Source organism: Kribbella flavida DSM 17836, assembly GCF_000024345.1.
GTDB lineage: Bacteria > Actinomycetota > Actinomycetes > Propionibacteriales > Kribbellaceae > Kribbella > Kribbella flavida.
This window is the reverse complement of sequence record NC_013729.1, coordinates 7,539,710-7,561,387: the sequence shown is the minus strand read 5'-3', so window position 1 is coordinate 7,561,387 and position 21,678 is coordinate 7,539,710. Positions and strand designations below refer to the sequence as shown.

18 protein-coding genes are annotated in these 21,678 nt (G+C 71.4%); 7 read left to right on the top strand and 11 right to left on the bottom strand.

Translation table 11 applies throughout. The features are described from left to right. The first annotated feature begins 45 nt into the window (after positions 1-45). Positions 46-2,196 carry an MMPL family transporter gene (locus tag KFLA_RS35110; protein ID WP_012924606.1) on the top strand — a complete coding sequence of 717 codons (2,151 nt, stop codon included), beginning with the start codon at positions 46-48 and terminating at the stop codon, positions 2,194-2,196. A gap of 70 nt (positions 2,197-2,266) precedes the next feature. On the opposite strand, the gene KFLA_RS35105 is transcribed toward KFLA_RS35110, so the two are convergent. From KFLA_RS35105 to KFLA_RS35070, 8 genes are all read right to left on the bottom strand, one after another. Next, positions 2,267-3,400, bottom strand: coding sequence for an N-acetylmuramoyl-L-alanine amidase (locus KFLA_RS35105; RefSeq protein WP_012924605.1), 1,134 nt, complete (start codon positions 3,398-3,400; stop codon positions 2,267-2,269). A gap of 72 nt (positions 3,401-3,472) precedes the next feature. Next, positions 3,473-3,802 (bottom strand): thioredoxin, encoded by a 330-nt coding sequence (gene trxA, locus KFLA_RS35100; RefSeq protein ID WP_012924604.1) that lies wholly within the window; start codon positions 3,800-3,802, stop codon positions 3,473-3,475. A gap of 35 nt (positions 3,803-3,837) precedes the next feature. Then, complete coding sequence (trxB, locus tag KFLA_RS35095) at positions 3,838-4,830, bottom strand: thioredoxin-disulfide reductase (protein WP_041290799.1); 993 nt, start codon at positions 4,828-4,830, stop codon at positions 3,838-3,840. A gap of 132 nt (positions 4,831-4,962) precedes the next feature. Then, positions 4,963-5,715: an anti-sigma factor family protein gene (locus tag KFLA_RS35090; RefSeq protein WP_012924602.1), complete on the bottom strand. Its 753-nt coding sequence runs from the start codon at positions 5,713-5,715 to the stop codon at positions 4,963-4,965. A gap of 112 nt (positions 5,716-5,827) precedes the next feature. Then, the gene (gene sigM / locus KFLA_RS35085; protein ID WP_012924600.1) at positions 5,828-6,541 is read right to left on the bottom strand and encodes an RNA polymerase sigma factor SigM; all 714 of its coding nucleotides are present in this window, start codon (positions 6,539-6,541) and stop codon (positions 5,828-5,830) included. Continuing rightward, positions 6,538-8,184, bottom strand: a complete 1,647-nt coding sequence (locus KFLA_RS35080) for a protein kinase family protein (RefSeq protein ID WP_012924599.1) — start codon at positions 8,182-8,184, stop codon at positions 6,538-6,540. The genes sigM and KFLA_RS35080 overlap by 4 nt, the downstream gene beginning before the upstream one ends. Before the next feature lie 198 nt (positions 8,185-8,382). Further along, positions 8,383-10,038, bottom strand: a complete 1,656-nt coding sequence (murJ, locus tag KFLA_RS35075) for a murein biosynthesis integral membrane protein MurJ (protein ID WP_012924598.1) — start codon at positions 10,036-10,038, stop codon at positions 8,383-8,385. Then, a complete protein-coding gene (locus KFLA_RS35070) occupies positions 10,031-12,361 on the bottom strand; it encodes a DUF6049 family protein (RefSeq protein ID WP_148256817.1) in 2,331 nt (776 codons plus the stop codon). The genes murJ and KFLA_RS35070 overlap by 8 nt, the downstream gene beginning before the upstream one ends. 63 nt (positions 12,362-12,424) lie before the next feature. Between KFLA_RS35070 and KFLA_RS35065 the strand changes: the two genes are divergently transcribed. Then, the gene (locus KFLA_RS35065; protein ID WP_012924596.1) at positions 12,425-13,852 is read left to right on the top strand and encodes a CCA tRNA nucleotidyltransferase; all 1,428 of its coding nucleotides are present in this window, start codon (positions 12,425-12,427) and stop codon (positions 13,850-13,852) included. 40 nt (positions 13,853-13,892) lie between these two features. Beyond that, positions 13,893-14,672 carry a hypothetical protein gene (locus KFLA_RS35060; RefSeq protein WP_012924595.1) on the top strand — a complete coding sequence of 260 codons (780 nt, stop codon included), beginning with the start codon at positions 13,893-13,895 and terminating at the stop codon, positions 14,670-14,672. Between the two features lie 99 nt (positions 14,673-14,771). Here KFLA_RS35060 and KFLA_RS35055 read toward each other — a convergent pair whose 3' ends face one another. Continuing rightward, positions 14,772-15,590, bottom strand: coding sequence for an aminotransferase class IV (locus tag KFLA_RS35055; RefSeq protein ID WP_012924594.1), 819 nt, complete (start codon positions 15,588-15,590; stop codon positions 14,772-14,774). Positions 15,591-15,642: 52 nt separating this feature from the next. On the opposite strand from KFLA_RS35055, the gene KFLA_RS35050 reads away from it, so the two are divergent. Next, positions 15,643-16,257 carry a YgjV family protein gene (locus KFLA_RS35050; protein ID WP_012924593.1) on the top strand — a complete coding sequence of 205 codons (615 nt, stop codon included), beginning with the start codon at positions 15,643-15,645 and terminating at the stop codon, positions 16,255-16,257. Positions 16,258-16,266: 9 nt separating this feature from the next. Here the strand turns inward: KFLA_RS35050 and KFLA_RS35045 are convergent, their stop codons facing one another. Then, the gene (locus KFLA_RS35045; protein WP_012924592.1) at positions 16,267-16,716 is read right to left on the bottom strand and encodes a GNAT family N-acetyltransferase; all 450 of its coding nucleotides are present in this window, start codon (positions 16,714-16,716) and stop codon (positions 16,267-16,269) included. Positions 16,717-16,806: 90 nt separating this feature from the next. Between KFLA_RS35045 and KFLA_RS35040 the strand changes: the two genes are divergently transcribed. Together KFLA_RS35040 and KFLA_RS35035 are read left to right on the top strand one after the other, a co-directional pair. Then, positions 16,807-18,069: an amidase gene (locus KFLA_RS35040; RefSeq protein ID WP_012924591.1), complete on the top strand. Its 1,263-nt coding sequence runs from the start codon at positions 16,807-16,809 to the stop codon at positions 18,067-18,069. A 34-nt stretch (positions 18,070-18,103) separates the two neighbouring features. Beyond that, complete coding sequence (locus KFLA_RS35035; RefSeq protein ID WP_158307310.1) at positions 18,104-18,481, top strand: VOC family protein; 378 nt, start codon at positions 18,104-18,106, stop codon at positions 18,479-18,481. Between the two features lie 10 nt (positions 18,482-18,491). Here the strand turns inward: KFLA_RS35035 and KFLA_RS35030 are convergent, their stop codons facing one another. After that, positions 18,492-20,432 carry a discoidin domain-containing protein gene (locus KFLA_RS35030; protein ID WP_012924589.1) on the bottom strand — a complete coding sequence of 647 codons (1,941 nt, stop codon included), beginning with the start codon at positions 20,430-20,432 and terminating at the stop codon, positions 18,492-18,494. 136 nt (positions 20,433-20,568) lie between these two features. Here KFLA_RS35030 and KFLA_RS35025 point away from each other — a divergent pair, with 136 nt between their 5' ends. Further along, positions 20,569-21,669 carry a LacI family DNA-binding transcriptional regulator gene (locus tag KFLA_RS35025; protein ID WP_012924588.1) on the top strand — a complete coding sequence of 367 codons (1,101 nt, stop codon included), beginning with the start codon at positions 20,569-20,571 and terminating at the stop codon, positions 21,667-21,669. The last annotated feature ends 9 nt before the right edge of the window (positions 21,670-21,678 follow it).

Below are 21,678 nucleotides of genomic sequence, written 5' to 3'. Positions count from 1 at the left end.
GTAGATAAGTAGAACCGCTACATGTAGCAAAGCGAGGCACATCGGATGACTGTCGACACTCCCTCCCGGACGAGCACCGGCCACCAGCCGCCGCCCGGCCTGCTGGGCCGCATCTCCGGCTGGGCACAGCGGCACGCCGGACCGGCGGTCGCGTTGTGGCTGGTCGCGCTGATCGCCGTCACGGTCGGTTCCACGCTGGTGGGCGACGCGTACCGCAACGACACCTCGTTGCCGGGCACCGAGTCCCAGCGCGTGATCGAGGTCCTCGAGAAGCACCAGCCGCGCGGCACCGCCGACGAGCTGCAGATCGTCCTGTACGACGAGGCCGGCGTGAACCAGCCGGCCACCAAGAGCCGGATCGCCGCGATGCTCGCGGAGGTGCGTGACCAGCCGCACGTGGCGGAGGTCGGCGATCCCTTCGCCGAGCAGGGAACGGTCTCGGCGGACGGCCGTACGGCGTACGCGAACGTGACGCTGGACGGTACCGACGTCGATCCTGAAGCCGTGCGCGGCGTGATCACCAAGGCCCAGGAGGCGGCCACCGACGGACTGGTGGTCGAGCTGGGCGGCGACCCGGTCCGGGCGGCGGCCGAAAGCAGCGGCGGAGCTGCCGAAGGGGCGGGCATCCTGGCGGCGCTGGTGATCCTGGTCTTCCTTTTCGGATCGTTGCTGGCGGCAAGTCTTCCGCTGCTGACGGCCGTCTTCGCGGTCGGCAGCACGCTCGGCCTGCTGGTGCTCGCCTCGCACGTCTTCACGGTGCCGGACTACACGGCGCCGGTGATGATGCTGGTCGGGCTCGGCGTCGGCATCGACTACGCGCTGCTGATCTTCTCCCGCTACCGCGGCGAGCTCCAGCGCGGGGCCGACCGCACACAGGCCGCGCAGATCGCGCTGGATACCGCGGGCCGCTCGGTGCTCTTCGCCGGCTGCACCGTGGTGATCGCGCTGCTCGGACTGCTGGCGCTGGGCCTCGGAGCCCTGCAGGGAGTGGCTCTCGGCGTCACGCTGACCGTCCTGATGACGATGCTGGCGGCCGTGACCCTGCTGCCCGCCTTGCTCGCGCTGTTCGGCCGCCGGATCGAGCGCAGCGTCCTGAAGCACGCGGCCAAGGCCCGCCGTACGCCGGGAGACGGCTGGCGCAAGCTCGCCGGCCTCGTCCAGCGGCGGCCCTGGACGCCTCTGGTTCTGGGCGTGCTGGCCCTCGCAGCACTCTGTCTGCCGGCGCTGGACCTCCGGCTGGGCTTCGCCGACGCGGGCACCGACGACCCGGCCAAGACCAGCCGGAAGGCGTACGACCTGCTGGCTCAGGGATTCGGGCCGGGCTTCAACGGGCCGCTGATCGTGGTGTCGGAAGGCAACCAGGTGGCCGCGGACACCCTGAACCGCAAGCTGGCCTCGGAGCCCGGCATCGCGGCGGTCACGCCGGCCCGGATGACGGCCGACGGCCAGGTGGCGACGATGGTGGTGTTCCCGGACTCGGCGCCGCAGGACGAGGCCACCAGCAAGCTGGTCGAGCGGTTGCGGGACAGCACGCTGCCGGCGGTGGCGGCGGAGACCAAGGCGACGTACCTGGTCGGCGGGGCGACCGCCGCGGCCGACGACTTCGCGGCGGCGGTGAGCAGCCGGCTGCCGATCTTCGTGCTGGTCGTGGTCGGGCTGTCCGCGCTGCTGCTGCTGGTCGTGTTCCGGTCCGTGCTGATCCCGATCAAGGCGGCCGTGCTCAACCTGCTCAGCATCGGCGCCTCGCTCGGAGTCATCACGCTGGTCTTCCAGGAAGGCTGGTTCGGCGCCCAGCCGGGACCGATCGAGGCCTTCGTGCCGGTGATGATCTTCGCGATCGTGTTCGGGCTCTCGATGGACTACGAGGTGTTCCTGATCTCCCGGATCCACGAGGAGTGGCGCCGGACCGGCGACCCGGTGCTGGCGGTCCGGGAAGGCCTGGCGACCACCGGCAGCGTGATCACCGCGGCCGCCGCGATCATGATCGTCGTGTTCGGCGCCTTCTTGCTCAGCCCGGACCGGATGCTGCAGCAGTTCGGCCTCGGCCTGGCCACGGCCGTGCTCGTCGACGCCCTGCTGATCCGCTGCGTGATCGTCCCGGCCGTCTTGCGGCTGCTGGGCACGCGGGCCTGGTGGCTGCCGGCCAAGCTCGACCGGATGCTGCCCACGGTCGCGCTGGAGCGGTCAGAAAAGTGATCGGCTGAACCAGAAAACGAATCGCCCGCCGGCTGCGCAGAGCAGCGGGCGGGCGATTCGTCGTACCGGGTCAGACAGTCAGCTGACCGAAGCGCAGCATGCCGGTGGCGGCGTCCTGCTCCGGCGGCAGGTACACGCGCTGGATCGCGACCACGATCGCCTCGGCGACCACGTCGCGGAAGGCCGGGTCGGCCAGCCGGGACGCGTCGTGCGGGTTGGTGACGTAGCCGATCTCCAACCGAACCGCGGGCATCTTGGTCCGGCGCAGCAGGTCCCACGTCTTCTGGTGGGTGCGGCAGTTCAGCAGGTCGGTGCGGGCCACGATCTCGCGCTGCACCAGGCCGGCGAACTGCTCGCCGACGCTGGACGACGCGCCGTGCAGGTCCGTGCCGTAGTAGTACGTCGCGACGCCCTGCGCCTCGGGGTTCGCCGACCCGTCGGTGTGCAGGGAGACGCACAGGTTCGCGTCGGTCTCGTTGGCGAACGCGGCCCGGGCCAGCTCGTCCGGCCCCTGGTCACGCCCCCGCGACAGGTATGCCCGTACGCCGGTGGCGCCGAGCCGGCCTTCGATCCGGGCGGCCAGGTCGTAGGCCACGTCGGACTCGCGCAGGCCGAAGCCCTCCCAGCCGTAGTCGAAGCCGCCATGGCCCGGGTCGATCACCACGGTCTTGCCCGACAGCCGCGGACCGGCCGCCCGGACCGCCTCGGAGGCCCGCAGCGCGTCCGGCCGCCCGCCGGTCGCCATCGGCCGGATCCGCTGCAGCGCCTTGAACGTGGACGGGCCACAGGTGCCGTCGGCCGGCAGGCCCATGTTGCGCTGGAACTCGGTCACCGCGCGCTGGGTGTCGGGACCGAAGATCCCGTCCACCCGCGCCACGGCGAAGCCGAGCTCCTGCAGCTTGGCCTGCAGGGCGACCACGTCGTCCCCGGTCAGCGGGTGCGACACGACGTACGTCAGCAGCCGGTCGCCCAGCCGCCAGCGGGCGTCGTCGATCGCACGGTAGGTCTGCGGACCGACGATTCCGTCGATCATCAGCCCGCGTTGCTGCTGGAAGCCCCGAACGGCGTGCGCGGTCTCCTCGTCGTACACGGACCGCGGGCCGGGGGCCAGCAGACCGAGGCGCTGCAGCTTGCCGATGATCTCGGCCACGGCCTCGCCGCTGTCACCGATCCGGTAGATCCGGGCGCCGTTGGGGGCTTCCATCAATGCTCCTTGCCGTGCGGCGGACGGTACCCCCGTGAAAGGGGTGCCAGGCAGTCTCTCACCAGGTACTGGTCAGCCGGTGAAGTCGGCCAGTTCCTTCAGCAGTGCCGCCTTCGGCTTCGCACCGACGATGGACTTGGCCAGCTCACCGTTCACGTAGACGTTGATGGTAGGGATACCGGTGACCCGGTAGTTGCTCGGGGTGACCGGGTTCTCGTCGACGTTCATCTTGAGGAAGGTCAGCTTGTCGCTGTGGTCCTGCGCCAGCTCCTCCAGGATCGGCGAGACCTGGCGGCACGGGCCGCACCACTCGGCCCAGAAGTCCACCAGGACCGGCTTGTCGCTCTTCAGCACGGTCTGGTCGAACTCGGCATCGGTGACGGCGTTCATCTTCTCGGCCACGGACGGCTCTCCTTCGGTTGTTTCTCGAGTAGGTGTCAGACGGAGACGGGCTCGGTGGCCGCCGCGGTCGCGGCGGCGGACTGCTCGACGTGCTCCAGGGTGGCCAGGAAGCGCTCGGCGTCCAGCGCGGCCGAACAGCCGGTGCCGGCCGCGGTGATGGCCTGGCGGTAGGTGTGGTCGACCAGGTCACCGGCGGCGAACACGCCCGGCAGGTTGGTGGCGGTGCTGCCCGGCTGGACCAGCACGTAGCCCTCCTCGTCCAGGTGCACCTGGCCCTTGACCAGCTCCGAGCGCGGGTCGTGCCCGATCGCGATGAACAAGCCCGACACCGGCAGCGCGCGGGTCTCACCGGTCACGGTGTCGCGCAACGTCACGCCGGTCAGCTTGTCGTCACCGTGGATCTCGGCGACCTCGGAGTTCCACGCGAACTCGATCTTGTCGTTGCTGAACGCCCGCTCGGCCATGATCTTCGAGGCCCGCAGCTCGTCGCGCCGGTGCACGATCGTCACCTTGTCGGCGAACCGGGTCAGGAACGTGGCCTCCTCGATCGCGGTGTCGCCACCACCGACCACGGCGATCTCGTGCTGACGGAAGAAGAACCCGTCACACGTCGCACACCACGACACACCGCGACCGGACAGCTGCTCCTCGCGCGGCAGCCCCAGCTTGCGGTAGCCCGACCCCATCGCCAAGATCACGGTCCTGGCCCGGTGCTGGGCGCCGGCCGAGTCGGTGACCACCTTGACGTCACCAGTCAGGTCGACCTCGACCACGTCGTCGGCGACCAGCTCGGCCCCGAACCGCTCGGCCTGCGTGCGCATCTCGTCCATCAGCGCCGGACCCATGATGCCCTGCGAGAAACCGGGGTAGTTCTCCACCTCGGTGGTCGTCATCAGCGCACCACCAGCGGTCACCGAACCCTCGAAGACCAGCGGTTCCAGCTGCGCCCGCGCGGCGTACACGGCAGCGGTGTAACCCGCCGGGCCGGAGCCGATGACGATAACGTTGCGGACGGCTGGGTCGCTCATGCTCGCGCGATTCATCTGGGCGTTCCTCGGTGTCGTCGAGACTGGACGTCGTACTCAACGGATCCTAGAGGCCGACCATTCCCAAGGTACCCACCGTGCCCGTCCGGCCAGCCGGTGGCTCACCGAACGGAGTCAGCGGTTGCGCAGCGTGATGGTCGTGTCGTAGAAGGGCGTCGCGACGCCACCGGGCTCGCTGCACCCGGTGACCACGAAGATCTGCAGGTCCCGCGGCGACCCGCCGGGCAGCCCGATCACCGTCGACCGCTTGCCGTCCACCGTGGCCGGCTGGACCAGCCGGAGCACGGAGTTCGGCCGGCCCTGTGCGAACTGCTTGGCGCAGGCGATCTCGGCCGCGTCGCCGTGCAGCACCGCGTCGTTGGAGTTCTCCAGCCAGCGCTGGGCGTCCGGCCCGACCTGCTCGGTCGAGATGCTGGGCACCGACGTCGGGTCGCTGATCCCGGCCGCGCCCTCCTTGCTGTGGTCCGCGGTCGCCAGGACGACGCCGACGCCGGCCGCCGCGACGACGACCACCGCAGCCGCCGCGAGCAGCAGCTTCGGCAGGTGCCGGTGCGGCTCCTCGCGGAGCTGGGCCAGCGAGTGCACGCCGACCGTGGAGGCCCGCAGTACGGACTCCGAGGCGATCACGGCGTTCAGGTGCTCGGCGACGTGGGCCGGCATCGGGATGTCGGTGCGGCCCTCGTCGGCGAGATCCTCGGTCAGCTGCAGCAGCGCGTCGTACGTCTGCTGGCAGTCCGGGCAGGCCTTCACGTGCTCCCGCGCGCGGTGCGCCTCGGGGGCTGGTAGCAGGTTCTCGATCAGGTCGGCGATCGTGTCCGTGTCCAGGTGCTCGAGGTGCTCACTGGTCGGCAGACCGGATTCGGTCATCGGGGACTCGCCCCCTCACGGGACGTGCGCAGAGTGGTCATCGGTGAAGTGCTCCGGTCGGCGAACGCTAGGGGGTCGCGGGTGGGCGACTCCGCTTCGACGGACGGCCCGGTCATTCGGTTCCCCCCGATCCGGAACCAGCTTTTGCCGGTTTCGCGGCGGCCGCTGCCGGGCCGTCGTCGTCCGGTCCGCTGCCGCCGCGCGTGGTCTGCCAGTGCCGTAGCAACGGCAGCAACCGGGCCCGGCCGCGGGCGCACCGGCTCTTCACCGTGCCGGGTGCGCACCCGAGGATGGCGGCCGCCTCCTCGATCGAGTAGCCCTCCATGTCCACCAGCACGAGCGCGCTGCGCTGGTCGGAGTTGATCTGCTTGAGCGCGTTCAGCACGTCCAGCCGGCGCTCGCGCACCTCGGCCGGGTCGTCCTCGGCGGGGCCGGCCAGCTCGGCGGCGCGGTCCTCGTCCTCGGGCAACGGGTCGGCGGCCCGGACCTGGCGGCGCCGGATCCGGTCCAGGCAGGCGTTCACCACGATCCGGTGCAGCCAGGTGGTCACCTTGGCGTCGCCGCGGAACGAGTCGGCCCGGCGGAACGCCGAGATGAACGCCTCCTGCAGCGCGTCGGCCGCCTCCTCGGGCTCGCCGAGGGTCCGGATCGCGACCGCCCACATCCGGTCCCGGTGCCGTTTGACCAGGTAACCGAACGTGTCCGGGTTGCCGGCCACGTGCAGCCGGAGCAGCTCGTGGTCGTCCATGGTGTCGTAGCTGTGCGTCGCGACCGCGTCGCCGCCCGGGCTGGGGGGCGGACCGATCCGGGTGATGTCGGAGGTCATTTCTTGACCACGACCTCCGAGATCTCGCCGCGGTAGCCGCCGCCGTCCTTCGGCAGCTTGGTCAACCAGACCAGCACGTACCGCGTCTGGGTCGGAGCCTCCGGCTTCAGCGAGGCCGTCGGGCCGGCGTCCTCCGCGACGGCGACCGACTTCCAGCCGCTCTCCGAGCTCGGCGCCTTGTCACCCTCGGTCTTCGGCACCATCAGCTCCAGGTCGGTGCCGTCGCCGACCAGGCTGACGGTCACCTCGGAGACGTTGGTGGGCTGGCCGAGGTCGTAGTAGATCCCGACGCCGTTCTTCAGTCCGCCGAGCGCCGCCTTGCTGTACGACATCGTCGTCCAGGTGGTGCTCTGCTTGTTGTCGTAGGTGGCGCCGACGTCTTCCGGGTGCTCCTCGCCGTTGCCCTTCGGCTCGGGGTCGAAGTCCTTGGCGTCGGTGATCGTCACCTTCTCGTTGGTCTGCGCCGGCGGGCCGGAGGTCTGCGGCACGTTCGGAGTGGTGCCGTTGCTGCCCTGGTCGCGGTTGATCGCGCCCTTGACCAGGAACTGCGCCATCAGCACCACCGACAGCAGGGCCAGGACGGCGAGCAGAATCAGGATCCGTCCACCCCAGCTGCCCCGGCGGCGCGGTTCCTCCGCCGGTGGGCGACGGCGGCCGCCGCCGTTCGGGGGCGCGGACTGCGCGGCGACCGGCCGGGTCTCCGCCGCCTGCCCGTACGCCGCGTGCGCGGTCTGGCCGTTGCTGCTCGGCCGCGGCGGGGCCGGGTCGACCGCGGGCGGCACGGCCGGGATCGCGGGGGCGATCTGGGTCGCGTCGTCGATGCTGCCGTTCTGCCGGGCGACGGCGATCGTCTCGTCCATCTGGCTCGGCGGCTCGTGCGAGCTGCCGACGACGCCGGACAGCGCCGCGGACAAGCCGGCCGCACTGGTGATCGGCGCGGCGTGGTGCCGCGGCGGGTCACCGAGCAGCCGGTCGGTGATGTCGTCGAGGGACCGCGGTACGCCGGCGCGGACCTGGCGCGGGCTGAGCAGGCGGCCGTGCTCGACCGGCGCGGGCTGCAGTCCCCACGCGGGAGCGGGACCGGGCCAGCGGCCGGTGAGCGAGGCGTACAGGATCTCGCCGAGGGCGCGGACGTCCTCCTCCGGCGACCCCGGACCGGTCGAGCGCAGCGCAGCCTCGGTGGCCAGGCCGACCACCTTGATCGCGCCGGCGTCGGTGACCACCACGGTGGCCGGGGAGATCGAGCCGTGCGAGTGGCCGGTGCGGTGCAGGTTCTCGAGCGCTTCGGACACCTCGCGGGCCAGCCAGCCGGCCTGCTGGCCGGTCAGCGGCCCCGCGCCGAGCATGCGTTCCAGTGGGCGGCCTCCGGCCCACTCGCGCACGCAGTACGTGACGCCCTCGTAGACGTCGCAGTCGAGCACCCGCAGGAAGCGCGGGTCGTTCGCCGCAGCGGCCCGCCGGGCGGCGTCGAAGAGCACGTTCTGCCGCGGGTCCCCGACCGGGAGCACGTCCACGACGACCGCTCGGCTGAGCACCTCGTCCACTGCCCGCCACACCCGCGCACCGTCGATCTCCGCGAGCAGCTCGGCGATCCGGTAACGGCCGGCGAGCAGGGCACCCGGACTGACGGTCTGGTTCGACACGGTGTCTCTCGCCCTCCTCGATGCACTGGTCGGCCTGCGTCCCGCTCCGGATCCGCGCGTGGCGAACCCGGTCGCGAGCGGTTGCCGGTCCGATCGCAGCCCCCATGCTAGTGCCTCGTCAAGAAACGTCCGGCACCTTCGGCGGTGCCCCAGTCACCATCACCGGATCGTGGGTACGAGTGCACAAGCGGCGGTGGATCAGGATCGGCGGCGCCGGCCGGGCAGCTTCGCTGTGACCATGGACACCACGTCGGTGACCTCGTGGATGCGCAGCACCCGGGCCAGCCCGACGTACACCGGCAGCATCACGACGGCGCCGATGCCGAGCTGGAGCACGGCGGCGACCGGCCCGCTCCAGTCCAGTTGCGCGTTCACCAGCGACAGCACGATCCGGCCCAGCCCGGCACCGACCACCGCGGCGATGATCATCGCCAGCAGCGGCAGGCCCACGCCGGCGCCGTGCACCCGGGGCACCTTCCGGGCCAGCGCCCGCCGCGACAGCAGCACGGCGAAGAGATACGTGAGCGAGTACGCCGCCCCCAGCGCGACACCGCTGAACCGGAGGTGTTCCTCGTCGAGCAGCACCCGCACCCCGACCAGCGCCGCGGTGATGTTGAGCGCGGCGATCGCGCACTGGAGGAAGAACGGTGTCCGGGTGTCCTCGAAGGCGTAGAAGGAGCGCAGCTGGAAGTACTGCACGGTGAACGGGACCAGCCCCAGCGCCAGCGCCATCAGCGTGTACGCCATCAGTGACAGGTTGTTCTTGCCGGAGCCGTAGCCCGCGATCACCGTGACGATCGGGTAGGCGAACGCGACCATCGCCGCCGCGGCCGGTACGACGATCGCCAGCGCCTGCCGGATCGACTGCGCGGACAGCCGGGCCACCTCGGTCACGTCGCCGTCGGCCGCCAGCGACGACAGCTGCGGCATCGCGGCCGTCGCCAGCGACACCGTGACGATGCCGTGCGGGACCAGGATGATCAGCATCGCCGTGCTGTACGCGAACAGACCGGCCTTCGCACCCGGGTCGGGCGACGCGCTGCCGGCGATCGCGAGGTTGGTGACGACCACCAGCGTCACCTGGTTCACCGCGACGAACAGCACCGTCCACAGCCCCAGCTTCGCGGTCCGGCCGAGGCCGGTGCCGCGCAGACCGAACTTGGGCCGGTAGTGGTGACCGCTGGCCCGCAGGTAGGGCAGCAGGACCAGCAGCTGAACCGCGATCCCAACGGTGTGCCCCAGACCGAGCAGCAGCTCCTCGTTGGTGCTGTACGTCGCCGGGTTGTCGCCGGTCCGGTAGATCAGCAGGAAGACCACGATCGCCGCGCAGGCGACCAGGTTGTTCGCGATCGGTGCCCACATCATCGGGCCGAACCGGCGCCGGGCGTTCAGCACCTGGCCGACCAGCACGAACGCGCCGTAGAAGAAGATCTGCGGCAGGCACAGCTGGACGAACATGATCATCGAGGCACGCTCGGCGGCCCGGGACGGCTCGTGCAGCTCGTCCGGCAGGTAGAGCCCGGCGATCTGCGGCGCCAGCAGCACGCAGCCGACGGTGACCACCGCGAGCACCACGAAGCCGAAGGTGAGCAGCCGGTTGGTGAAGTCCTGCCCGCCGTCCTCGTGGTTCTTGATCGCCCGGACCAGTTGCGGCACCAGCACGGTGTTGAAGACGCCGCCGGCGAGCAGGATGTAGAGGCTGTTCGGGATGGTGTTGGCCGCGGTGAAGATGTCGCCGCGCAGCGCGGTGCCGATGGCGGCCGCGAGCAGGGCGATGCGGACGAATCCGAGCAGGCGGGACAGCACCGTTCCGGCTGCCATCACCGCCGCGGAGCGCAGGGTGCGGTCAGCCATCCTTCGTCCCGACTCCCTCTTTCAGACTGTCGGGTGTGACGCGCAGCGGCTCGCCGGCGGTCAGCGGGTTCGGCTCGTCCGGGTGCGGGCCGTCGTCGGCGGGCCCGGCGTTCAGCACCGCGGGGTCGATCGGCGCCGGGTGCAGCGGGTCTTCGCCGGTCTCCGGCGTGGGGTTGCGCCGCTCCGACCGCACCCGGCGGTAGATCCGGACCGCCGAGGTGCCGAACAGCAGCGCGACCGCGGAGCCCACCAGGATCCAGCCGACGCTGCCGTACTGCGCGGCCTGGATCAGCAGTTCCTGGGAGCTGCCGACCGGCAGGTCCTGGGACGAGACGACCTGCGCGTCGGCCCGGATCAGGCCGTTCTGCTCAGCGCTCGCGTTGATCTGGTACGTCGCTTTCTGACCGGGCGGCAGCACCCGGGTCTGCAGCGGCTCGATCCGCAGGTCGCTCCGGTTCGCCGAGGTGACCACGACGCCGACCCGGACCGAGACGTTCAGCTCGTTGGCGATGGTCAGCGGGAAGGTGCCCTTGCTGCCGGACAGGTTCACCTTGATCTCACGGTGCCCGCCCTTGCCGCCGCTGGAGTTCGTGACCAGGTGCACCTTGCCGAGCTGGCCGTTGATCAAACTCAGCTCGTACGACGCGAACTCCTGCGCGTCGTCGGGGAACGCGCGCCAGCCGGTCGAGGCGGACCGCAGCAGCGCGCGGCGCAGGTTCTCGTCGGCCTGGTCGGGGTTGTTCAGCAGCGACACGTAGGTCCGGAGCGCGTCGCTGAGCGACTTGATCTGCTGGAGCTGGTTGGGAGCCAGGCCGGGCGTCGAGCGCGGGACGTTGGGACCCTTGGTCAGCGCCGGCTTCGGCAGCGGGTTCGCCGGGTTGCTGCGGTAGAGCGTGTCCAGACCGACCGGGGCGGTCCACGGCAGCGACAGGCCCTCGGCCAGCGCGGTGGTGGCCAGCCCGTCCTCGGACCAGCCGCGCGGTGGCACCGCGACGACGGTGATGGCGCCCTTGCCGGTGGCGGCGAGCAGCGCCGTCTCCGCCGCGAACCGCTGCCGCACCTGGATCGGGCTGTTCGCGGTCGCCGGGTCGGGGCCGCCCGCGGTCAGCGCGGAGTCGGCGATCACGGTCCGCACGCTCTTCACCGGGCCCTCGGGCGTGAGCACGTTGTAGACCGGCGACGGCGAGAGCGTCGGCCGGGTGTCGGCGGACCAGGAGGAGCTGGGCACCAGGTTCACGTCGTCGGCCTTCGCACCGGCGTACCCGGTCGAACCGGCGGCGAGGTTGCGGCTGCTGGCCGAGCCGTTGTCCAGCCAGAGGCCGGACTGGAACAGCTGCGGGCCGCCGAGGTTGAACTGCTCGGTCGCCGTCCGGGACTGCGAGACCAGCTCGCGCAGGCCGCCGCCCGCGTCGATCAGGCTTCCGACGTCCGGGTCGCCGTACGGGAGCAGGACCACCGGGTTCTTCGCGCGGCTGGCGGTGAAGGCGCTGAGCCAGCCAGCGGCGGTCTTCTGGCCCTTGCCCGGGCGGATCTGCTGGTCGACGTGGACGCGGTAGCCGGCGGCCATCCGCTTGACCTCGTCGATCATCGCCGGGTCGACCAGCCAGGTGACCTTGCGGCTCCGGCCGAGCGCGAGCAGCCGGCCGAGTTCGCCGGTCGGGGCGAGGGAGTCGGCCAGCGACTCGTTCGCGAACCGGTCGCCGGTCAGCAGGGTGGGGCGGTGCCGCAGCGGGATCACCAGGGCGGTGTTCACCTTGCGCGGCATCGGCTGGGCGCTGACCACCGGCATCAGGGTGCGGGACAGGCCGGCCGAGAGCCGGTCGCTCGGGCTGGTGTCGCCGCGGAACCGGACGCCGACGGTGTAGACCCCCGGCTCCGGGCCGATGCCCCAGTCCCGCCACGGGACGACCAGCCGGAACCGGACCGAGGCCTTCGGCGCCAGCGTGCCGAACTCCTGGAAGCTGGGTGAGTTGGAGTTGGCCAGCCCGACGCAGTCGTTGCGCTGCTGGATCGGCTCGTTCGCCTCGGTCGGGATCGTGGCCAGCTGGGCCCGGGTGGTGAGCCGGTCGCGGCCGATGCAGACTCCGGCCTGCGCCTTGCCGAAGGTGGTGCTGCTGGTGTTCGTGATCCGGCCCGTGAGCACCACCTGGTCACCCGGTTTCGGGGCGGCCGGAAGGAAGGAGTCGATGGTCACCGAGACCACCGGGTTCTCCTCGGCCGAGGGGCTCGCGACCGCCGCCGGGACGGGCTGGGCCGCCGCCGAGGCAGCGATCACCAGGCCCGCGCCCACGCTCGCGCAGAGCCTCAGTCGCCGTCTGAACACGCCGTCACCGTAACCTAGTTCCCTGTGTCTCCTACTCCCGACCACTCGGCCTCTCCCGGATCGTTGTCCGCCGTCCAGCGGCAAGGTGTCCAGTCGTTGCTGAAGATCGCCCCGGTGGTCGACGAGCTCGGTGCCCGGTTCGACCGGGCCGGCCACGAGATCGCCCTGGTCGGGGGTCCGGTCAGGGACATTCTGCTCGGTCGGGGGAGCAAGGATCTCGACTTCGCCACCTCGGCGCGGCCCGACGACGTCCAGCGACTGCTGACCGGCTGGGCCGACCACGTCTGGGACATCGGCAAGGACTTCGGCACGATCGGCTGCCGCAAGGGCGACTGGGTCCTGGAGATCACCACCTATCGGTCCGAGTCCTACGATCCCACCTCGCGCAAGCCGGAGGTGGCCTACGGCGACACGCTCGAGGCGGACCTGGCCCGGCGCGACTTCGCGATGAACGCGATGGCGGTGCTGCTGCCGTCCCACCGGTTCGTCGACCCGTACGGCGGCCTCGAGGACGTCGCGAACAAGGCGATCCGGACCCCGGGCTCCCCGGAGGACTCGTTCTCCGACGACCCGCTGCGGATGATGCGCGCGGCCCGGTTCGCCGCCCAGCTGGCCTTCACGCCGGACCCGGCGGTGGTGGCCGCGATGACCGCGATGGCCGAGCGGATCACGATCGTGTCCGCCGAGCGGGTCCGCGACGAGCTGGTCAAGCTGGTCTGCGCGCCGTACCCAAGGATCGGTCTGGACCTGCTGGTCTCGACCGGACTGGCCGACCACGTGCTGCCCGAGCTGCCCGCGCTCCGGCTGGAGCTGGACGAGCACCACCGGCACAAGGACGTCTACCAGCACTCGCTGACCGTGCTGGACCAGGCGATCGACCTGGAGCCGCGGCTCGGCGAGGAGGTCGAGCTGCCGGACTTCGTGGTCCGGTTCGCCGCGCTGATCCACGACATCGGCAAACCGAGGACGCGCAAGTTCGAAGGCGACGGCAAGGTCACCTTCCACCACCACGACGTGGTCGGCGCGAAGCTGGCCCGCAAGCGGATGAAGGCGCTGCGGTTCAGCAACGAGCAGATCGACCAGGTCGGCAAGCTGGTCGAGCTGCACCTGCGGTTCCACGGGTACGGCACCGGCGAGTGGACCGACTCCGCGGTTCGCCGCTACGTGCGCGACGCCGGTCCGCTGCTGACCCGGCTGCACGTGCTCACCCGGGCCGACTCGACCACCCGGAACCGGCGGAAGGCCGACGCGCTGCGGGCGGCGTACGACGATCTGGAGCAGCGGATCGCCCGGCTGCAGGAGCAGGAAGAGCTGGACGCGATGCGGCCGGACCTGGACGGCAACCAGATCATGGAGATTCTGGGGATCGGGCCCGGGCGCAAGGTCGGCGAGGCGTACAAGTTCCTGATGGAGCTGCGGATGGACCAGGGACCGCTCGGCGAGCAGCGCGCCCGGGCCGAACTGCTCGACTGGTGGAACGCGCGCGGCTGAGTTGTACACAGTATTGTCCACAGGAGGCTAAATTCTGTGGATGGAGTGGTTGCTGGCCGCCCTCGGCGGCGGAGGAGTTGCCCTGGCCGGGCGGTACCTGTGGGACCGGCGCGCGGCGCGGCGCGGTGATGCCGAGGAGCTGGAGCAGATCCGGCAGCTCGCGGACGAGGACATCACGCTGCTCGGCGAGGAGCTGAGCCGGCTGGACGCCCGGGTGACCGGCCGCGAGCTGGACGCCGACGCGCGGGTCGACTTCCAGGTCGCGCTGGACTCGTACGAGGCGGCGCAGCGGGCGGCGAAGGAGATCCGGTCGGCCGAAGGCATCAGCGCGGTGACCGACGCGCTGGCGACCGGGCGGTACGCGATCGTCTGCGTCCAGGCCCGGGTCGCGGGTCAGCCGGTGCCGGAGCGCCGGGTGCCGTGCTTCTTCAATCCCCAGCACGGCCCGTCGACCGTCGACGTGGTGTGGACGCAGCCGAAGTTCGGCACCCGGACCGTGCCGGCCTGCGCCCAGGACGCGGCTCGGGTGCGCGCGGGTCAGCAGCCCGAGGTCCGGTACGTGCGGTACGGCAGCCGGCGGGTCCCGTACTGGGAAGCCGGCGCGGCGGTCGCGCCGTACGGGCAGGGCTACTTCGCGCTGGGCGCCGGCGCGAGCTACATCCCGCTCGCCGGCTTCGACGCGCAGACCGGAGCGGTCGGCGGCTGGGGGGACTTCTACGGTCACGGGGGCGCCGACCACGGCGGCGGCATCGACGGAGGTGGCGGCTTCGACGGAGGTGGCGGTGGCGGTGACGGCGGCGGGGGCGGCGGTGGCAACTAGGGCGTGTTGATACTCCCTGCGTGCTGCGCGGCACCCGGCACGCACCTCGCCACCGCACCGGGCACCTGCTCGCGACTGCAGGGAGTTAATCAACCCGCCCTAGGGCGGGTTTCCCCAGAGTGGGTCGGCGCCGAGCTGTTCGTAGGCCGCGATCAGCAGGTTCCTCGCCTCGGGCTTCGGCTCGTACCGGTGCGCGTCGATCGAGGCGACCGGCAGCGCGGTGTCGATCGAGTTGGTGAGGAAGGCCGCGTCGTACGCCGTGACGTCGGCCAGCGGCACCGGACGCGTCTCAGCCGGTACGCCGAGGCGGGCGAGCCCTTCGTCGATCACCCGCCGGGTGATGCCGGGCAGCGCGGCCGCGGCCGGCCAGACGAGCTGGTCGCCGCGGACGAAGCAGATGTTCCAGATCGACGCCTCCGAGACGTAGCCGGCGCGATCGGTGAACAGCGCGTCGTCGTACCCGGCCAGGCGGGCCCGACGGGCCAGGTGCAGCAGGTCGAAGGTGCCGTTGTGCTTCAGCTGCGGCAAAGTCCGCTCGTGCTCAACCGACTGCAAGCGCCGGGCGCCGGCCGTCGGCTCGATCGGCGCCCCGACCGTGATCAGCACGTCGGGCTCGACCCGAGTCCCGGCCAGCACCTCGGGGGTCCGCCGGCTGAAGACGGTGATCCGGACGGAGGCGTCCCGCCGCCCGCTGCGCTCGACCGCGCTCTTGACCAGTGGCAGCGACCGCTCCCCGGGCAGCCCGTGGCCGAACAGCTCGGCCGAGCTCCGGTCCAACCGTTCCACGTGGAACGGAAGCCCGTGCACGCGCCGGCCGCGAACCTGCAACGAGCTGAAGTGGCCGTAGCCCATGGCTCTGAGCAACGCCGGCGGCACCGGATCGAGCGGTACGCCGTTCAGCTCGAGGTAGTCCGTCACGGCACCAGTCTGGCCGAACAGTCCACCGGCGGACCTGGTCTACTCTCACCCCGTGGACGTGTGGAGCATCATCGGTTGGGGCGGTTCGGCGCTGGTCGTCGTGTCGTTGCTGCAGACCCGGATCCTGCGACTCCGGCTGCTGAACCTGGTCGGCTGCGTGGTGCTGGTCGGCTTCAACCTGGCGATCCAGGTCTGGCCGATGGTCGGCATGAACGCCGTGCTCGCGGTGATCAACGTCGTCCAGCTCTACCGCCTGCTCCGGCACCGCCACGACGAGGCCGCGTACGCCGTGCTCGAGGTCGATGCCGACGACACCTACCTGCGGCACGTGCTGGCGGCGCACGCGAAGGACATCAGCCGCTTCAACCCCGACTTCACCACCGCGACCGGCCCGTACGCGTTCCTGGTCCAGCGCGGCGAGCGCACCGTCGGCGTCGTGCTCGCCCACGACGCCGGCCAGGGCCGCGCCCAGATCGAGCTCGACTACGTGCTGCCCGAGTACCGCGACTTCACCCCCGGCGAGTTCGTCTACCGCCGCAGCGACGTCTTCACCGACCACGGCTTCCGCCAGGTCCTCGCCCCTCGCCGCATGCGCGACTCCGCCTCCTACCTCAGCAAACTCGGCTTCCACCGCGAGGGCCCGGACCTGGTCCTCGACCTGCCCTGACCGCCCGGTCTAGCTGAGGTCCTTTGCGAAGCAGCGGGAGGCTGGTTCGTCGGTGAAGGGTGGGTAGGCGGGGATGGGGTGGTAGCCGTGGTGGATGTAGAGGGCTTGGGCGGCGTGCTGCTCGGTGCCGGTTTCGAGGCGGAGAGTGGTCAGGCCCTGGGCGCGGGCCTGGGTCTCCAGGTGGGTGAGCAGCAGGTGGGACAGGCCCCAGCCGCGGAACGACGGTTCGACGTACAGGCGCTTGATCTCGCCGAGGCCGGGGGCGACGGGTTGCAGGCCGATGCAGCCGGCCGGGACGCCGTCGACGTGCAGCACGGTGAAGGCGGTGTCGGGGTGCGGGTCGACCAGCGGCTGGTCGTCGCCGTAGAGGGCGGCGAGTTCGGCCTGCTGGGCGGTGGTGAGGGCCACGACGGTGGGGTCGGTGCCCGTGGCCGGCTGGAGAACTGCCCCGTCGATCATGGGCCGGACGGTAGCAAGCGGGCGTGACGCTGCTGTTTCGAATTTCTCTCCGCTGCGCGGGCGCGCAGTGAGCAGAACCCACAATGAGACGTGACTTCACTCGAGGAACTGGCCGCGGGGGTTCGCGCGGGCCGGCTGGACCCGGTCGACCTGGTCGAGAAGGCGCTCGGCCGAGCGCGCGAGACCTCCGCGCTGAACGCGGTCGTGCACCTCGATGCCGACGGCGCCCGGGCCGCCGCCGCGCGGCACGACCGGCGCGGGCCGCTTGCCGGGGTCCCGGTGCTGGTGAAGGAGATCATCGAGGTCGAGGGTTTGCCGTACCGCTGCGGCTCCGCGGCGATGGACGAGCTCGGCCGCCGCGACGCCGACGTCGTCCGCCGGCTCCGCGCGGCCGGGGCGATCGTGCTCGGGCTGAGCCACTCCCACGAGTTCGCCTACGGCTGCACCGGTACGTCGAACCGCGTCGGCCCCTGCCGCAACCCGCACGACCCGGAGCGGATGACCGGCGGGTCGAGCTCCGGTGCTGCGGCGGCGGTCGCGGCCGGGGTGGTGCCGCTGGCGATCGGGACCGACACGGCGGGTTCGGTGCGGATCCCGGCCGCGCTGTGCGGCGTCGCCGGCTTCAAGCCCGCCTACGGCACGCTTCCCGCCGACGGGGTCTTCCCGCTGGCCCAGAGCCTCGACCACGTCGGCGTCCTGACCGCGACCGCCGCCGACGCGGCGTACGCCCTGGCGGCATTGACCGCCTCGGCCCCGGTCGCTGCCCGTACGACGCCGCCGCGGCTGGGCGTGGTCACCAGCCAGGGCGAGTACGACGCGGAGGTGAGCGAGGCCTGGTCCGCCGCACTCGTACGGCTCCACCAAGCCGGCGCGGCCACCGAACCGGTCGAACTGCCCGACTGGGCCACCACCAACCAGATCGCGATCGACCTGCAGGGCCCGGAAGCCGTCGCCAACCACGCCGGCCGGACCACCACGCTGTACCAGCCCGACGTACGGCTGCGGCTGACGGAGGCGGCGGAGGTCCCGGCCTGGCGCTACGTCCAGGCGAGGCGTGACACCGAGGTGGTCCGCGCGCAGGTCGGCAAACTCCTGGCGCAGTACGACGCCATCGTGCTTCCGACCGTCCCACTGGTCGCACCGCCGCTGTCGGCGGTCGCGGACCCGGCGGCCTCGATCGCGCTGCGCATCCAGCTGATGCGGAACACCAGACTCGCCAACCTCACCGGCTTCCCCGCCCTCACCGTGCCGCTGCCGGCTCGCAACCTCCCGGTCGGCCTGCAAGTCATTGCCTCAGACAACGAACGGGCCGCCGCCACCGCACTCTGGCTCACATCTCACCTCACACCTTGACCTCAAGCGCGGTGGAACTCCGAGCATGGTGGTCATGACGATGTCCTTGCGGGTCGAGGTGTTCACGCACGATCTGGAAGCGGCCGGTGACTTCTACCGCCGCGTTCTCGGGTTCGAGGAGCTGAGCCGGCAACCCGGCCGGTACCTGTGGATGGGCCGGGGCACGGCACGGATCGGGATCGGCGCCGCGGCGGACGCGGTCGACCCCGCGGTCCGCCGGGTCCCGGCGGGGACGGAGATCGTGCTCGAGGTGGACGATCTCGACGCCGAGTACGAGCGGGTGAGCCGCAGCGGCTGGCCGGTCGAGAGTCCGCCGCGCACGCAGGAGTGGGGCCTGCGGGACTTCCGGTTGTTCGATGCCGACGGCTACTACCTCAGGCTGACCTCCCGGAGTGGTGGGAGGTCGGCCTGAGAAGCCGGTCTCAGCTGTAGACGCGGAAGTCGGCCAAGGTCCACCAGTGGTCGCCGGCGGAGGTCGACGTGATGCGGAGGTGGCGCGCACGGGTCGGTGGCACGTCCACGTTCGTGAGCTGGCCGTTCGAGGTGCCGGTCTTCAGCGGGCGCCAGGTGGTGCCGTCGTTGCTGTAGCTCAGTTCCCACGAGGTGGCGTAGTCGCCGAGGTTGCCGCCGCTGTCGAGAGCGACCCGGCGGACCGTGCGCGAGGTACCGAGGTCGACCTGCACGGACTGGCCGGCCGCGCGCGCCGTCTTCGACTGCCACAGCGTCGAGCCGTCCGCGTCGATCGCCAGCGCGGCGACATCCGCACCGACCGACGCGGTCGCGTGGGCGGTGGTCAGCGACACCGGCGTCAACTCCGACCGCAGGTCACGCGTCCAGACGAAGGTGCCGATCGAGCCGCCGGGCAGGGTGTACTCGAAGGACCGGCCGCCGACCGCCACCGCGAATTCCCGCGGCGCGTCGTTCTCGTTGTGCACGACCAGCGCCGTCGACCCGTCGGGATTGCGGAAGGCGGCCGACATCAGCTGCCCGTTCCACCCGGTCGTGCCGTACGACGTACTGCCGATCCGCGTGGCGCCCGGCTTCACGAACTTCGACAGGTGGCCGATCGTGTAGTACTCCGCGTCGGTGCTGACCGAGCCGTCCGGGTGCCGGGTGACCAGGCCGGTGCAGGTGTCGCAGCCGCCGTTGTGCGGGCCGCCGTCGGCGTTCAGGGCGATGTTCCAGTTCACCACCGACTTCGACCAGTTCCGGGTGGTGCCGATCATCAGGGTGCGGGCGTGCCAGGTCAGCGTGCCGCGGAAGATCTGCGGCGGGGTGTCGTTCGGCCCGTGCGAGCCGGAGCACTCGGTGAACCAGATGCCCTTGTCCGGGAAGGCCTGCCGCAGCTTCGACTGGTCCGCCGGCGTGCCCGCGTAGCAGTGGTACGCCGTGCCCGCGATCCAGCGGGCGGCCGGCGTACTGAGCAGCTGGTACGGGTAGTCCGTCTCCGGGTCCTCGCCGGGCGGGGTGTTGCCGACGTCGCCGGGATGCGTGGACCAGTTGTGGTCGTAGCCGAGGATCTTGGTGCGCGGGCTGACCGCGCGCAGCATCGGGCCGAGCTGCTCGATCACCGCGGCCGCCTGCCGGACCGGCAGGTCCATGCCGGGATAGCCGCTGGGCGCGCGGTGCTGCGGCTCGTTCTGGATCGAGAGGAAGTCGATCGGGACGCCGGCCGCCGTGTACGCCTGCACGAACTTCACCAGGTAGCGCGCGTAGGCGTTGTAGATCGCCGGGTGGTCCTTCAGCCGGCCGCCCACCAGCGAGTCCCCGGTCTTCATCCAGGCCGGCGGGCTCCACGGCGTGCCCATCACCTTGAGCGCCGGGTTCAGCTGCTTCGCGCGGCGCAGCAGCGGCAGGATCTGCCGCTGGTCGTGAGCGATGCTGAAGCGCCGCAGGGTGAAGTCGGTCTGGCCGGGCGGGACGTCGTCGTACGTGTAGTGCTCGGCCTGAGCGGTGAAGTCGGACGAGCCGATCGGCTGGCGCAGGAAGCTGACGCCGATGCCCTGCCGCGGGTCGAACAGCGACCGCATCGTCTTCTCGCGGTCCGCGGCCGGCAGCTGGTGGAGCACGCTCGCCGACGAGTCGGTGATCGAGGCGCCGAAGCCGTCCATGGTCTGGTACTTCGTGGTCGGCTCGACCGTGATCGTGGTCCGGCTGCTGGAGCCCTGGCCGAACGTCACCGGGGTCCGCTCGTGCAGCAGTTCGGCCCGGTCGGGGGTGGTCACCCAGACCCGCGCCTGAGCGGTCGGTCCGCGGCCGGCTGCCGGGCCGTTCGTCTCGGCGCCGACGGCCGCGCCGGGCGCCGGCCCGGCCGCGAGCAGGGCGGTGGCCGCCACGGCGGCACCCAGCGTTTGCCTTCTCATACGGTGCTCCTCACCTCGGGCGGAGATGTAACAAATGAAACACAGAACGCCTTCATCGCTGTCAGAAAACCGTCGCACTGGCGGCGTGTCAAGGCTTGGCGCTACGGTGACAGAATGAAACAAGGCGATGTAACAAATGCCTAGACGGGTCACCGTCCGGGACATCGCGGCGGAGACCGGCGTCTCGATCGCGACCGTCTCCCGGGTGCTGAACCACTCCGCGAGCGTCGCGCCGGCCACCCGGGACCTGGTCGAGCAGGCGGTCGAGCGGCTCGGCGCGACCGCGCCCGGACCACGCGGCGGTACGCCGAAACCGGCGGCGGGCGCGGTCTACGTGCGCTGCCCGTACCTGCTGACGGACTACTTCGGACTGATCGTGTCCTCGATCGCCGAGACGCTCGACCGGCACGGACGGCAACTCGTTCTGAACGCCGGTCAGGGCGCGGCGTCCGCCCCGGTACTGAGCCAGCTGGCCGCCGGCCGGAGCTCAGCCGGGTACGGCGGACGACGCAGCGTCGGCACGGACGAGAATTCACCGGCTGAGCCGGGACAGACCGTCCAGCCGGCGGTCGGCGGCGCGATCCTGATCCTGCCGCCGGAGTCGAGCGAGGAGCTGGTCCGGTTGCGGGCGCGGCGGTTCCCGTTCGTGGTGGTCGATCCCCGCACCCCGCTGCCGCGGGACATCGCGGCGGTGTCGGCCGCGCACTTCTCCGGCGCGCGGCAGGTGACCGCCCACCTGGCCGAGCTCGGGCATCGCCGGATCGGGGTGATCGCCGGACCGCGGGAGTGGCTGGCGAGCGATGCCCGGCTGAGTGGGCACGCCGCAGCGCTGGCCGACGCCGGGTCATTGCCCGATCCCGCGCTGGTGCGCTTCGTGGAGCCCACGACGGAGTGGGGCTACCGCGCGGCGGGCGAACTACTGGACCTGCCGGAGCGGCCGACCGCGCTCGTCGCGTTCAACGACAAGGCGGCGGTCGGTGCGCTGCGCGCCGCCGTCGAGCGGGGCCTGAGCATTCCGGGGGACCTGTCGGTCGCAGGCTTCGACGACATCGACCTCAGCAGGGCCACGTCGCCGCTGCTCACCACGGTTCGCCAGCCGTTGCAGGAGATGGGCCGGATGGCCGTCAGCCTGCTCATCCGTCTCCTGGACCGCCACGAGCTCGAGGCGCTGCACGTGGAACTCGCCACCGAGCTGGTGATCCGGGATTCCACCGGCCCTGCTCCTGGAGCCGCCTGACCGCAGGCG

Coding starts and splice junctions, on each gene's coding strand:
- KFLA_RS35045 (WP_012924592.1), bottom strand. CDS start 16,716: ATGATCGACGGGGCAGTTCTCCAGCCGGCCACGGGCACCGACCCCACC.
- trxB (WP_041290799.1), bottom strand. CDS start 4,830: ATGAGCGACCCAGCCGTCCGCAACGTTATCGTCATCGGCTCCGGCCCG.
- KFLA_RS35025 (WP_012924588.1), top strand. CDS start 20,569: ATGCCTAGACGGGTCACCGTCCGGGACATCGCGGCGGAGACCGGCGTC.
- KFLA_RS35060 (WP_012924595.1), top strand. CDS start 13,893: ATGGAGTGGTTGCTGGCCGCCCTCGGCGGCGGAGGAGTTGCCCTGGCC.
- KFLA_RS35035 (WP_158307310.1), top strand. CDS start 18,104: ATGACGATGTCCTTGCGGGTCGAGGTGTTCACGCACGATCTGGAAGCG.
- KFLA_RS35030 (WP_012924589.1), bottom strand. CDS start 20,432: ATGAGAAGGCAAACGCTGGGTGCCGCCGTGGCGGCCACCGCCCTGCTC.
- KFLA_RS35090 (WP_012924602.1), bottom strand. CDS start 5,715: ATGACCGAATCCGGTCTGCCGACCAGTGAGCACCTCGAGCACCTGGAC.
- sigM (WP_012924600.1), bottom strand. CDS start 6,541: ATGACCTCCGACATCACCCGGATCGGTCCGCCCCCCAGCCCGGGCGGC.
- murJ (WP_012924598.1), bottom strand. CDS start 10,038: ATGGCTGACCGCACCCTGCGCTCCGCGGCGGTGATGGCAGCCGGAACG.
- KFLA_RS35105 (WP_012924605.1), bottom strand. CDS start 3,400: ATGGAAGCCCCCAACGGCGCCCGGATCTACCGGATCGGTGACAGCGGC.
- KFLA_RS35110 (WP_012924606.1), top strand. CDS start 46: ATGACTGTCGACACTCCCTCCCGGACGAGCACCGGCCACCAGCCGCCG.